Genomic DNA, 13579 nt, shown 5'->3' on the forward strand with positions numbered 1-13579 from the left:
AGATCCACGCCATGCGTGGATGATGCGGCCGATGACCTAACGCGGTGCCGGCCGCATGCCATGCAGCTGCGGCAGTGCGGCCTTCATCGCATCGATGAAGGCGCGCAGCCGCGGCGGCTGCTGGCGCGCGGCAGGAAACACGACATGCACCGGCAGTGCCGGCGCCTGCCAGTCCGGCAGCAGCTGCACCAGACGCCCTTGGGCGAGGTCGTCGGCCACCAGCCAGGCCGAGACCACCGCTGCGCCCAACCCGGCGCGTGCAGCCTGCTGCACCACGAACAGGTTGTCGCTGAGCAGGCGCGGGCTGATCGAAAGGGTATGCGCGCGCCCCTGCGCGTCATGCAGCAGCAGGCGTTCGCGGTAGTAGGTGACCAGCGAGATCCATGGCAGTGCCTGCGCCTGTTCCGGCGTACTGACCGCCGTGGCGTCCACCAGCGAGGGCGCTGCCACGACGATGCGCGGCACTTCGGCCAGCGGCAGTGCCACCATGCGCGGTTCGTCGACCGGTCCCACACGCACCGCGCAGTCGATGCCTTCGGCGATGAAATCCGGGCGACGATCTTCCAGGATCCACTCCAGGCTCAGCTGTGGGTGCTGGGCGAGGAACGCGAGCATGGTCGGAAGCAGCTGCGCCTGGCCAAAGGCATGCGGCACCATCACCCGCAGGCGTCCGCGCAGCGTTTCCGGTTCGCCGTTCAGTTCGGCCTGCAGCGACTCCCATTCGTCGACCACGCGTTGTGCATGACGCTGGCAGCGCAGGCCGTCCTCGGTCAGTTGCAGGCCGTGGGTGGAGCGCTGCAGCAGGCGCAGGCCGAGCTGTCGCTCCAGTGCCTGCAGGCGTCGGCTGACCGTCGGCTGGGTGGTGCCCAGCTGCAGGGCCGCAGCAGACAGGCTGCCGGCATCGACGATGCGCAGGAAGGTGCGCAGCAGATCCAGGCGATCAGCGCCGGTGGCGAGGTCATTCATGCATGTGGCGTATGAAATATATGTACCAGAGCCTACTACAGACGTCTGGCGAATACAGGCAGGATACGCCCACTTCCTATCCGGGCTCCCCCATGTCTACCCCCTCGCTGTCTGTTGCGGCCGCACCGGCGACCGTGCCTTCCACCCCGTTGGTGCTGGCAATGGCTGCCGGTGCCGGCTTCTCGGTCGCGTCGCTGTATTACAGCCAGCCCATGCTGGGCCTGATAGCCCAGGACCTTGACGCAGGTGAGCGCGCCGCCGGCCTGGTGCCAACCCTGACCCAGCTCGGCTACGCACTGGGCATCCTGCTGCTGGCACCGCTGGGCGATCGCTTTGACCGCCGCCACCTGATCCTGTTGAAGTCCGCGCTGCTGGCGCTCGCCCTGGGCGCAGCAGCAATGGCCGGGCAGCTGCCGGGCCTGCTGGTGGCCAGCCTGCTTGTCGGGCTGACGGCCACCCTGGCGCAGGACATCGTGCCCGCAGCGGCGGTGCTGGCGCCGGACGCGCAGCGCGGCCAGATCGTCGGCCGGGTGATGACCGGCCTGCTGCTCGGCATCCTGTTGTCGCGGGTGGTCAGTGGCGTGGTGGCTGAAGCTTGGGGTTGGCGCACGCAGTTCGTGCTGGCGGCGGTATCGGTGGCGGCGATGGGCGCGGTGATGGCGCGTGCGCTGCCGCGCTTCGCGCCGACCAGCACGCTGCGCTATCCGGCGTTGTTGGGTTCGTTGTTGGCGTTGTGGCGCGAGCAGCCGCAGCTGCGCCGCGCGGTGGCCAGCCAGTCGCTGCTGGCCGTGGGATTCAGCGCGTTCTGGTCGACCCTGGCGCTGATGCTGCATGCCCGCCTGGGGCTGGGTAGTGCGGCGGCGGGTGCGTTTGGTATTGCGGGTGCGGCCGGTGCACTGGCCGCGCCGTTTGCCGGCCGTTTTGCTGATCGACTGGGGTGCCATGCGGTGGCGCGGCTGGCGATCGCAGTGGCGCTGGTGGGTTTCGGGCTGCTGCTGGCCGAAGCCTGGTTGCCGGCCGCCGCGCTGCTGCCGTTGCTGGTGGTGAGTGCGCTGCTGTTCGACTTCGGCTTCCAGTCGGCGCTGGTGGCGCACCAGACCCTGGTCTACGGCCTGGTACCGCCGGCACGCAGCCGGCTCAATGCGCTGTTGTTCACCGGCATGTTCATCGGCATGGCCGCCGGCGGTGCGCTGGGCAGCCTGGCGCTGGCACAGTGGGGGTGGCACGGCGTGGCCTGGTTGGCGGTGGTGTGTGCGGGCAGCAGCCTGCTGCTGCGTTTGAAGTAGGGGGGGGGGTTGGCAGGGCTTGCAGCCCTGCACCTGCTGGAGGCAACAGCAACAGCAACAGCGGGGTTCCTGTAGGGAGGCGGGGTGGGTCCGGTTGCGGGGGACGCCGTGAATCCCCAGTCCGGCCCAACCGCTGGCGGCTGTGCGTTCGGGCGCTTGCGAAGCAATGCTTCGCAAGCGAAGCGCCCTCACCCATGGAGGCTCGGTCGCGCCTTGCTCGTGTGCGCTGTCCTGCGCACACGGCAAGACCGGGGTTGGGCGTCCTGCCCAACCCGCGCGAGGCATGCCTCGGGCCCATGGCGCTCACGCCCCCGCAACCGGACCCACCCCGCCTTCGACAGGTTCCTGCGGTCTGTTGGAATGGCTCTTGGGGTCAGATCCGTTTTCCGTCGGAAAACGGATCTGACCCCTGATTGATTTCGATATCTGACAGAAGTGTCGACCACGGTCGACACCTACCAACCGCCATCGGAATCTGTCAGAGGTGGGGCGGTGTCGGAGTGCGGGGTGTCAGCCGCATGGATGCGGCTGCCAAGCTTACAGGGACGTACTTGCAGCGTCCGCGCACTCCGACACCGCCGCGCCATCCCACGGAAAGCCCGCTTTTGCTGTTGAGGTTGCCGGCCAGCGGCCGGCACTACCGCGGGTGCAGGGCTGCAGGCCCTGCCGAACACTCGCTAATCGTGCCCGCTGTCGTCCAGGCTGATGATGCCGCGCCGCAGCGCCTGGGTGACCGCATGGGTGCGATCACCCACGCCGAGCTTGTCCATCAGGCTTTTCATGTGCGCCTTCACCGTCTGCTCCGAAATCTGCATGCGCTCGCCGATGCGCTTGTTCGACAGCCCTCCGGCCACGTACCGCAGTACCTCGGTCTCGCGCGGTGACAGGCGGTCTTCGATCACATGCGCGGCGATGCTGGCGGCCACCGCTGGAGGAATCGGCGCACGGCGGCCACCGGCCACCATGCGGATGGTGTCGACCAGTTCGTGGCGCAGCATGTCCTTCAGCAGATACGCGCTGGCGCCGGCCTGCAGTGCCCTCACCGCACGTACGTCACCGCGATAGGTGGTCAGCACGATGATGCGGGCGCGTGGGTCCAGCGCGCGGATCCGCACGATGGCTTCCACACCATCCAGGCGGGGCATCTGCAGGTCCATCAGCACGACGTCAGGCTGCAACTGCTGGTAGCGTGCGATGGCTTCTTCGCCATCGGCGGCTTCGCCGAGCAGGCGCAGGTCGGCATGAGCGCCCAGCAGTGCCGCCAGGCCATCACGCAGCAGCGGGTGGTCGTCGACCACCAGCACGCCGATCGGGGCAGGGGACTCAGTCATGGTTTTCTCTACTCCAGGGCCAGTGCCAACGCGATCGGCGGCGCTGATACAGCCGCCGGGCCGGAACTGCCAGCGCGACTTCGGTACCCAGCCCGGGGCGGGTCCACAGCTGCAGTTCCGCGCCGAGGCGCTGGGCGCGCTCACGCATGCCCTGCAGGCCCCAATGGCCATGGCCGGCATTTTCGTGGGTGATGCCCACGCCATCGTCGCGCACGTGCAGCAGGAAGCAGCGCGTTCCGTAGGAAAGTTCCACTTCGATGGCGCTGGCGTTGGCATGACGCAGCGCATTGCGGATGGCCTCGCGCCCGATCAGGAACACCTCCTCGGCCGCGTCGGCCTGCAGCGGTGGCGTCGCGCCTTCCACGGTCAGGCGCAGGGGATTGATGCCATGCCCGGCGTATTCGGCGTGCACGTCGGCCAGCGCCGAAGCGAGGTCGCGGCCCGCGAACGGCGCCTCGCGCAGCGCATTTACCCGCTCGCGACCCTCGGCCAGGTTGCGCTCGGCCAGCTGCATCGCTGACTCAAGCTGGCTGCGCACCGGTTCCGGCGTCTGCGCTGACTGGCTGATCGCGTGCAGGCGCAGGATCAGGCCCTGGCTACCCTGCAGCAGGGTGTCGTGCAGGTCGCGCGCGATGCGTTCGCGTTCGCCGTTGCGCTCCTGCAGGCGCGCGCGGAACAAGGCTGCCAGCTGGCCGCTGCGGATGCGTACGGCCAGCACCAGCAGTGCAAGCACGGCGGCGGTGCACAGCAGCTTGAACCACAGGGTCTGCATGAAGGTGGGAGCGATGCGGAAGCTGCGGCTGGCCGGTGCGGTGCTCCAGATGCCATCCTCGTTGGCGGCTTCCACCTCGAACCGGTAGCTGCCGGGCGCGAGGTTGGTGTAATACGCACGTGTGCTGCTGCCAGCGTCCTGCCAGCCGTCATCCACGCCCGACAGGCGGTAGCGGTATCGGTTGCGCTCCGGACGTGCCAACGACAGCGCCACGTAATCGATCTGCAGCTGGCTGGTGCCGGCCGGGAGGCGCAGGCCATCGCGTAGCGGCGCGTGCTCGCTGCCATACAGCACCTCGCCGATGCGCACGCTGGGAGCCGTCGTATTGACATGCGAGCGGGTGGTGTCCAGCCAGGCCAGGCCCTGGTTGGTGGCCAACCACAGCAGGCCGTCGTCGGCCAGCGTTGCGGTGGCGATCGGTCCGCTCTGCAGGGCAATGCCCGGCATGCCGTCAGCTGCGTCGAACAGGCGTGGCATGACCGGCAGGCCGCTGCGCACGGCGCGGCGCAGCAGGCCGGTTTCCAGGCGAACCAGGCCACGGCTGCCGTTGAGCCACAGGTATCCATGTGCATCGGTGACCATGCCGGTGATGCCTTCCAGTACGCCGGCCATGTCAGTGCGCATCGGAACGAAACGGCCATTGCCCAGGCGTGCTGCCAGCCCGGCCTCGCCGGCGATCAGCAGAAGGTCCCGGTGGTGCAGCATCGCGGTGATCGGCCCTACCGACAGGCCGTCCCCGGAGTCGAAGCTCTCGGTGCCATTCGCACCCAGGCGGCGCAGGCGGCCATCGGCATAGCCGAGCAGCAGCTGGCCATCGGCATCCAGCGCCAGCGATGAGCAGGCCTGCTCTGGCAGGCGGATTTCACGTTGCCACTGGTCATGCTGGTAGTGCAGCACCCCGCGTTCTCCGGCGCAGACCCAGGCCTGTCCGTCATCGGGGAACAACAGGGCATGCAGCGGCTGCCCGGTGAACGGCGCCGGCAGCGGGATCAATGTGGTGTGGCCGGCGACCGTGCGCGCGAGGTTGACCCAGTCGAACTGCCAGATCGGCGTGGGTGCCTGCCGAGCGGCGGCCTGCAGCTGCGTGGCGCTGCCATCCAGCAGGGGGCGCCGCAGGTCGTAGGGCTTGAGGTCTTCGCCATAGCCATACACGCGCCCATCGCTGGCCCGTACCAGCGAGCGGTAGGGATCGCTCGGGCCGACCACCAGGGCGTGCACGCTGCGTGCGCGGAAGCGGTTGAGGCCGAGATTGGTGCCGACCCAGAGATTGCCTTCGCGATCGACGATGATCGGCACTGCCGATGTGGCAGTCAGTCCTTGCGGCGAATCGAAGCGTTCCATTCGCACGGCCCGGGTGCCGTCGAAGGTGATGCGGGCGACGCCGCCGTGCGGGCTCATCGTGGCCCACAGCGCGCCATCGGCAGTGAACTGCAGGCGCGCAGCAACCAGTTCCGGCAACCGCCGCGCCTCACGTTCGCTGTCTGCCAGCAGACCCTGCGCGTTCGCCAGTGGCGAGGTGCCGCGCACCCGGTCGGCCAGCCACACTTCACCCTGCGGGCTTTCGGCCAGCGTCGCCATCTGCGAGACCGCGATGCCGGTGTCCTCGAACGCGGTCTGGCCCGCCGCGCGCATCCAGATCTTCAGGCCGGCCAGCACCCAGAACCTGCCCCGGCTGTCGTGCAGCACCCACTGCACACGGTGCTCGGGCAGGCCGGCAGCGGCCGGCAGTGGCTGCCAGCGGTGTCCGTCAAAGCGGCGCAGCCCGCCATTGATCGCCGCCCAGAGTTGGCCATCGCGATCCTGGCTGAAGCGCGGCACCACGCCTACCGGCACCCCCTGCTCACGGCCGTAGCTGTGCAGCCGTCCCTGCGCGAAGCGGCTGATGCCGGCCTGGAAGTAGCCGATCCACAGGGCGCCGTCGGCGGCATGCGCCAGCGTGACCATGTTGGTGGACGGGAACTGGCCACCGACGGGCGCTGCCTGCCGTTCGAAGCGACGGCCATCGAAGCGGTACAGGCCCGAGCCGGTAGCCAGCCACAAGAGGCCCTCACGGTCCTGGGCAATGTCCCATATATCGCCTGGGGCGCCCTGGCCGACACGCCAGGCCGTATGTTCGTAATCGAGCAGCCCGCCGCTCACCGGCGGGCGCTGCACGGCGAGGGCGGGCAGGGCGGTCAACAGCAGCAGGCACGTCAGCAGCGTCGGCAGGCAACGCAGGAACGGGAAGGGGCGGCCACGCATGGCGCGCATTCTGGCAGGTGCGGGGCAGTCCGGGGTGACCCGAACGGGGTAGGCGGTGGCCGCTGCGGTCGGCTATCACGCCGGCATCTCCTCCTGGAACCTGGCCATGCAGCGCCTGTTCGTGATGTTCCCTGATCGGGGGCCGGGCATCGGCCTGCTGTGGTTCCGGCTGTGCGTGACCGCCGCGCTGTGCGCGCCGGATGCTCAGGGCAGTGGGTGGTCGGCGCTGTGCCTGCTTGCAGCGGCCATGCTTGCACTGGGTATGTTGACGCCACTGGCAGCGCTCACTGCGGCCGTGGGCCTGTTCGCGCAGCAGGCGCCCTGGCCACTGGTGGCATTGCCGCCGGCGCTGCTGCTTGTGGGGCCGGGGGCCTATTCACTGGATGCGTGCCTGTTCGGGCGCCGCCTGCTCGGCCGTCGGCCTCCCCCATTCGGGTAGGTGCCGGCCTCGACCGACGGGGGTAGGGCATCGCGCAACGGCCACGCACCATGGGGCACCCCCTCGCGGCGCCCCGCATGGCCACCGTCACTCCGCCCGATCCGCCCGCCGCGCCACTGGCACCGCAGCAGGCCGCCGCACTGCAGCGCGCCCTGCGCTATGTCGATGAGCATCTGTCGCAGCCGCTGCGGGTCACCGAACTGGCGGCCGTCGCCTGCGTCAGCCGCTTCCACCTTGTGCGCCTGTTCCGTAGCGGCACCGGCGCCAGCCCGCTGCGCTATGTGCGCCGCCGCCGCATCCAGCGCGCCTGCCAGTTGCTGCCGGGTGCGCAGCTGCCGATGGCGTGCCTGGCCCAGCAGCTGGGCTTCTTCGACCAGAGCCACTTCGTCCGCAGCTTCCGCGCGGAGACCGGCTGCAGCCCCGGCCAGTACCTGGCCGGCGATGCCGCCCTGTCGCTTCCCCTTGATCGTGTTTCCAACGGAGTCCATCCATGACCCATGCCACCGCCAAGCCCGCCCCGGCCCTGCTGTCGCCCACCGACCATGCCCTGGTGCTGATCGACTTCCAGTCACAGATGGCGTTCGCCACCCACACCATCGATATCTCGACGCTGCGCAACAACGTGTCGCTGATCAGCAAGGGCGCCAAGGGGTTCAAGGTGCCGGTGGTGCTGACCACGGTCGCCGAAGCGTCGTTCTCCGGGCCGATGTTCCCGGAACTGCCGCAGATCTTCCCCGGCCAGCCGGTGTTCGACCGCACGTCGATGAATACCTGGGAAGACCGGCCGGTGATCGACGAGATCAACCGCATCGGCAAGCGTCGGCTGGTGCTTGCCGGCCTATGGACCAGTGTCTGCATCGTCGGTCCGGCGCTGTCTGCGCTGGCGCAGGGCTTCGAGGTCTACGTGATCACCGATGCCTGTGGCGATGTCAGCGAAGAAGCGCACGAGCGTGCGATCACCCGCATGGTGCAGGCCGGCGCGGTTCCGATGACCAGCGTGCAGTACCTGCTCGAGCTGCAGCGCGACTGGGCGCGGGGTGAAACCTACGACCTGACCACCGGCATCGCCCGCGACCACGCCGGCGGCTACGGCATCGGCATCCAGTATGCCAAGCGCATGTTCGGCGCGCAGGAAGGCGGGCACTGAGCATGCTGGCCGGCCATGGCCTTGACCTGGCCCTGCTGATGCTGCGCGTGGCGGCAGGAGGCTTCCTGCTGCCGCACGCGCTGGGCAAGCTGTTTGGCTGGTTCGGCGGACCGGGGCTGGCCGGCTTCGCCACCGAGCTGCGCGGTTTCGGGCTGCCGGCAGTGGCGCCGTTGCCGCTGCTGTTGGCCCTGTTGCAGGTGCTGTCCGGGCTGGCCGTGCTGCTGGGATGGCAGACCCGCATTGCCGCGCTTGCAGCGGCCGCCTTCATCGGCTTCACCGTGCTGTTGGCCCTGCCCAGGGGCTGGTTCTGGATGCGCGGTGGCAGTGAGTACCCGTTGATGTGGACCACGGTACTGCTGGCCATCGCGCTGGCCGGGCCCGGCACCTGGGCACTGGACGTCCATCGCCTTCCGGTAGACCTCGCATGAGTCACGATCCCCTCGACCACGGCCGCCGCACCGTGATGCTGGCCAGCGGCGCCGCGGTTGCGCTCGGCCTGGCCGGTCGTGCCGCTGCCGCACTCGATTCCACTTCCAAGGAGCGTCGCATGAGCACCCTGGTCATCCGCAATGCCCGCATCACCACCCTCGACCCTCAGCAGCCGCACGCCCAGGCACTGGCCGTGCAGGAGGGCCGCATCGTCGCCGTCGGCAGCGACGAGGAGATCATGCGCGGCTGGGGCAATGAAGCGACGCTGATCGACGCGCAGGGCAGGCGCCTGCTGCCCGGCCTCAACGACAGCCATACCCACCTGATCCGTGGTGGCCTGAACTACAACCTTGAACTGCGCTGGGACGGCCTGCGTTCGCTGGGCGACGCCCTGGACATGTTGAAGGCCCAGGTCGACCGCACCCCTGCACCGCAGTGGGTGCGCGTGGTCGGTGGCTTCACCGCCGCACAGTTCAACGAGAAGCGCCTGCCGACGCTGCAGGAGCTCAACGACATCGCGCCGGATACGCCGGTGTTCCTGCTGCACCTGTACGACCGCGCGCTGCTCAACCGCGCCGCGCTGCGTGCGTGCGGCTACAGCAAGGACACGCCGGATCCGCCGGGCGGGCAGATCGTGCGCGATTCGCTGGGCAACCCGACCGGGCTGCTGCTGGCCAAGCCGAATGCGCTGATCCTCTACGCGACGCTGGCCAAGGGCCCGCGCCTGCCGATCGAGTACCAGGCCAACTCGACGCGCCACTTCATGCGCGAACTGAACCGGCTTGGCGTCACCTCGGTGATCGACGCTGGCGGCGGCTTCCAGAACTACCCCGAGGATTACCAGGTCATCGAGCAGCTGCACCGCGATGACCAGCTGACAGTGCGCATCGCCTACAACCTGTTCACCCAGAACAAGGGCAAGGAAGTGGATGATTTCCGTGGCTGGAGTGAAATCCTGCAGCCGCGCCAGGGCGATGACCTGCTGCGCCACAATGGTGCTGGCGAGATGCTGGTGTTCTCTGCGGCCGACTTCGAACTGTTCAACGAGCCGCGCCCGGAACTGCCGCCGGAGCTTGAGCCCGACCTGCACGACGTGGTGAAGCTGCTGGTCGAGAAACGCTGGCCGTTCCGTATCCACGCCACCTACGACGAGAGCATCACCCGCATCCTCGATGTGTACGAACAGGTCAACCGCGAGGTGCCGTTCGATGGCCTGCACTGGTTCATCGACCACGCCGAGACCATCACCCCGCGCAACATCGAACGCATCCGTGCGCTGGGTGGCGGCATCGCCGTGCAGCACCGCATGGCCTACCAGGGCGAAGCCTTCGTCGAGCGCTACGGTGTGCAGGCTGCGCGGCACACGCCGCCGGTCAGGCGCATGCTGGCCGAAGGCGTGCCGGTCGGTGCCGGTACCGATGCCACCCGCGTGGCCAGCTACAACCCGTGGGTGGCGTTGTCCTGGCTGGTGACCGGGCGCACCGTGGGCGGGCTGGCTCTGTATGGCGATGAGAACCTGCTCGAGCGCGAACAGGCGCTGCGCCTGTGGACCCAGGGCAGCGCCTGGTTCTCCGGCGACGAAGCGGTGAAGGGCACGCTGAAAGCCGGCCAGCTGGCTGATTTCATCCTGCTCTCGGCCGACTTCTTCCGCGTCGACGATGCGCAGATCGCCGACATCACCAGCGTGCTGACCGTGGTCGGCGGGCGCATCGTGCATGCAGATGCCGACTATGCAGGGCTCGCGCCGCAGCTGCCGCCGGCGATGCCGGACTGGTCGCCGGTCAACCGCTTCGGTGGCTACCACGTCGGCGGTGCCGCCACAGGGTTAGCCGCCGCGCATCGCCACCATCACGGTGTGGCCTGCAGTACGCATGGTGCTCACGGCCATGCCGCGCTGCATGCGGCGCCCACTGACGACCTGAGCGCCTTCTGGGGTGCGATGGGATGCTCGTGCTTCGCGTTCTGAGCCTGGCGCTGCTGGCCATGCCATGGATGGCGCTGGCTTGTGACACCGGCCGCTGCACCGACGTGGGCGGCGGGCAACTGCAATGGGACGCCTCGCTGCGCCTCAGGGGGATGTACTACGACCCGGCCCGATTCGGTATCGGCGGCAGTGAAGACGGCTACGGCCTGCTGCGTGCACTGGCGTCGGCCACCTATGTCGAGGACAACTGGCAGGCACGGCTGCAGCTGGGCGTGCATGCCGAGAATGGCAAGGCAGGCGGCCCGGGCCGTACCGACAGTGGCGCGTTGGACGTGCAGCAGGCCTACTGGCGCTGGCAGCGCGGTGGGTTCCATCTGCAACTCGGTCGGCAGGAAGCCGGCTATGGCAGTTCGCGGCTGTTGTCGGTGCGCGATGGGCCGAACATCCGGCTGGCATTCGATGGCGCCCGTGCAGGCTGGAAAGGCCGCCTCGGCACGCTGGACCTGATGGCGCTGCGACCGCTGGAGAACCGACCCGGCGCCTTTGATGACCGCGGCGAACGCGGTGCCCACCTGTGGGGCGCGTATGCGACCACCGCGCGGGGTCGTGGCCCAGGGCAATGGGATCTGTACCTGCTGGACTACCGTCGTGAAGGCGCGCGCTTTGCGGCGGGCTCCGGTACCGAGCGCCGGCAGACACTCGGTGCGCGCTGGTTCGGCCAGTCAGGTCTGCTGGACTGGAACAGTGAGCTGGTGGCGCAGGGCGGTGAACTGCAGACGGTTGCCGGCACGCTGGATGTCCGCGCCTGGACGCTCGCCACCGACACCGGCTGGCGCTGGACCGAGCGGCCGCTGCAACCGAGGCTGGGGCTGAAGGCGGATATCGCCAGTGGCGACGGCAAGCTGCATGACGGCCGCCTGGGAACCTTCAATGCACTGTTCCCTAAATCGGCCTACTTCAGCGAGGCCAGCCTGCTGGCCCCGGCCAACCTGATGGACCTGCAACCGACCCTGACCCTGCGCCTGCATCATGCGGTGACCACGGAACTGGGCGTACAGATGGCGTGGAAGCAGCGTCGTGCCGATGCGGTCTACACCACACCGGCACCGCTGCTGGCGTTGCCGGGGAGCGCCGGTGGCGCGCGCCGCATCGGCACCCAGTACAAATCTGAAACCCGCTGGCAGGCCAGCAAACACTGGCAATGGCAGCTGCAGCTGGCCTGGGTCGACGCCGGTCCTGCACTGAAGCAGGCCGGAGGCCAGGACACGCTGTTCGCCTCGATCGTTGGAGCATGGCAATGGTGAACGCAACCGCGTCGCAACACTCCACACAGGCCGCAGGCGCCTGGTCCCCGCTGAAGATCCAGATGTTCCGTTCGATCTGGCTGGCAATCCTGGCCAGCAACATCGGCACCTGGGTCAATGATGTAGCCGCCGCCTGGGTGATGGCCGAACGCACCGGTTCGCCGTTGATGGTGGCCCTGGTGCAGTCGGCCACCACGGTGCCGATCGTGCTGCTGGCGCTGGCCGCCGGAACGCTGGCCGACATCGTTGATCGCCGCAGGTACCTGCTGGCGACCCAGGGCTGGATGCTGCTGGTCGCGGCAGCGATGGCGGCGCTGACTGCGATGGACATGCTGACCCCGCAGTTGCTGGTGCTGCTGACCTTCTGCATGGGCTGTGGTGCGGCGATGGCAATGCCCGCGCAGGCCGCCATTGTCTCCGAGCTGGTACCGCAGCCGATGCTGGCCTCGGCGGTGGCGCTGAACTCGATCGGCATCAACATCGCGCGCTCGATCGGCCCGGCCATTGGTGGCGTGATCGTGGCGCAGCTGGGTGCGGTGTGGGCATTCGGCTTCAACGCCATCACCTTCGCCGCGATGCTGTTCGTCGTGTGGGGCTGGACGCGTGATCCCAAGCAGTCCAGGCTGCCACCGGAAGGTTTCGGTGCCGGCTTGAAGGCGGGCCTGCGTTACGCCAGCCGCGCCGGGCGGCTGCAGGCGGTGCTGATCAAGTCGGTCGGCTTCTTCTTCTTTGCCGCGGCGATGAACGCGCTGTTGCCGGTGGTGGTGCGTGGGCAGATGCATGGCGGGGCGGGGCAGTACGGCATGCTGCTGGGCTGCATCGGCATCGGCGCAGTGGGCGGTGCGCTGCTGCTGCCGAAGCTGCGTGCGCAGCTGGATCGTGACCTGTTGGTACTGCTGGCGACCTTGTCGCTGGCCCTGAGCCTGGTCGGGCTGGCGCTGACCCGCAGCTGGTACGTGCTTCCGGCGGTGATGCTGGTCAATGGATTTGCGTGGATCACCGTGCTGTCGTCGCTGCAGATCGCTGCGCAGACTGCGGTTCCGGCATGGGTACGTGCGCGTGCACTGGCGCTGTACATCATGGTGTTCTCCGCTGGCATGGCGGCCGGTGGCCTGAGCTGGGGCGCGCTCGCACAGCGCACCTCGCCGGAGCTGGCGCTGCTGGTGGCTGCCGCAGGTGCGGTGATCGGCGGATTGCTGGTGTGGCGTGTGCGCATCGCCGGTACCGAAGACCTGAACCTGCGTCCGGCCGGGCACTGGCCGGCACCAGAGCTGTCGGTGCCGGTGTCGAATGATCGCGGCCCGGTGCTGGTCACCATCGAGTACCGCATCGACGATGCTGATCGTGCCGCGTTCCAGGCGCAGATGCGCGCGCTGGGCACGATCCGCCGCCGCGATGGGGCCGTGGTCTGGGGCGTGGTCGAGGATGTGGCCAGCCCGGGCATCCACCTGGAGTATTTCGTGACCCCGTCGTGGCTGGAGCACCTGCGCCAGCACGAGCGCATCACCGCCGACGACAAGGCGATCCAGGAAGTGCTGCGGGAACTGCATCGCGGTGAGCGCGCACCGGTGGTACGTCACTTCGTGGGTGGGCATGACCCGCTGCCTGCCGCCGTGCCGCATCACCACACCGACATCTGACCCGCAGGTGGTAGAGCCGGCCGCTGGCCGGTTGCGCGTGATCACGATGGATGATCGGGTTGCCGGCCAGCGGCCGGCACTACCGAAGGAGCGGCGGCGC

General features: G+C 68.7%; 11 protein-coding genes. 8 read left to right on the forward strand and 3 right to left on the reverse strand.

Annotated elements, in window-relative coordinates:
• Positions 1-36 precede the first annotated feature (36 nt).
• Positions 37-966, reverse strand: coding sequence for a LysR family transcriptional regulator (locus tag ACTXG9_RS15810; RefSeq protein WP_206621739.1), 930 nt, complete (start codon positions 964-966; stop codon positions 37-39).
• A 92-nt stretch (positions 967-1058) separates the two neighbouring features.
• On the opposite strand from ACTXG9_RS15810, the gene ACTXG9_RS15815 reads away from it, so the two are divergent.
• Positions 1059-2252, forward strand: a complete 1194-nt coding sequence (locus tag ACTXG9_RS15815) for an MFS transporter (RefSeq protein ID WP_457654807.1) — start codon at positions 1059-1061, stop codon at positions 2250-2252.
• Between the two features lie 677 nt (positions 2253-2929).
• On the opposite strand, the gene ACTXG9_RS15820 is transcribed toward ACTXG9_RS15815, so the two are convergent.
• Both ACTXG9_RS15820 and ACTXG9_RS15825 read right to left on the reverse strand, forming a co-directional pair.
• Complete coding sequence (locus tag ACTXG9_RS15820) at positions 2930-3583, reverse strand: response regulator (RefSeq protein WP_021204301.1); 654 nt, start codon at positions 3581-3583, stop codon at positions 2930-2932.
• Positions 3576-6605 carry a sensor histidine kinase gene (locus ACTXG9_RS15825; RefSeq protein WP_456115685.1) on the reverse strand — a complete coding sequence of 1010 codons (3030 nt, stop codon included), beginning with the start codon at positions 6603-6605 and terminating at the stop codon, positions 3576-3578. The genes ACTXG9_RS15820 and ACTXG9_RS15825 overlap by 8 nt, the downstream gene beginning before the upstream one ends.
• A gap of 97 nt (positions 6606-6702) precedes the next feature.
• Here ACTXG9_RS15825 and ACTXG9_RS15830 point away from each other — a divergent pair, with 97 nt between their 5' ends.
• From ACTXG9_RS15830 to ACTXG9_RS15860, 7 genes are all read left to right on the forward strand, one after another.
• A complete protein-coding gene (locus tag ACTXG9_RS15830) occupies positions 6703-7035 on the forward strand; it encodes a hypothetical protein (RefSeq protein ID WP_019659977.1) in 333 nt (110 codons plus the stop codon).
• Positions 7036-7085: 50 nt separating this feature from the next.
• Entirely contained in the window at positions 7086-7529 is a 444-nt protein-coding gene (locus ACTXG9_RS15835) for a helix-turn-helix domain-containing protein (RefSeq protein WP_188250227.1), read from the forward strand.
• A complete protein-coding gene (locus ACTXG9_RS15840) occupies positions 7526-8182 on the forward strand; it encodes a hydrolase (RefSeq protein WP_188250228.1) in 657 nt (218 codons plus the stop codon). The genes ACTXG9_RS15835 and ACTXG9_RS15840 overlap by 4 nt, the downstream gene beginning before the upstream one ends.
• Positions 8183-8184: 2 nt before the next feature.
• Positions 8185-8610 carry a DoxX family protein gene (locus ACTXG9_RS15845; protein ID WP_456115686.1) on the forward strand — a complete coding sequence of 142 codons (426 nt, stop codon included), beginning with the start codon at positions 8185-8187 and terminating at the stop codon, positions 8608-8610.
• Between the two features lie 119 nt (positions 8611-8729).
• Positions 8730-10577 carry an amidohydrolase gene (locus ACTXG9_RS15850; RefSeq protein ID WP_456115700.1) on the forward strand — a complete coding sequence of 616 codons (1848 nt, stop codon included), beginning with the start codon at positions 8730-8732 and terminating at the stop codon, positions 10575-10577.
• Positions 10556-11839, forward strand: coding sequence for an alginate export family protein (locus ACTXG9_RS15855; protein ID WP_021204295.1), 1284 nt, complete (start codon positions 10556-10558; stop codon positions 11837-11839). Before ACTXG9_RS15850 ends, ACTXG9_RS15855 begins: the two co-directional genes overlap by 22 nt.
• Complete coding sequence (locus ACTXG9_RS15860) at positions 11833-13479, forward strand: MFS transporter (RefSeq protein WP_111098149.1); 1647 nt, start codon at positions 11833-11835, stop codon at positions 13477-13479. The genes ACTXG9_RS15855 and ACTXG9_RS15860 overlap by 7 nt, the downstream gene beginning before the upstream one ends.
• The last annotated feature ends 100 nt before the right edge of the window (positions 13480-13579 follow it).

The organism is Stenotrophomonas maltophilia group sp. LNF247, from assembly GCF_054083135.1.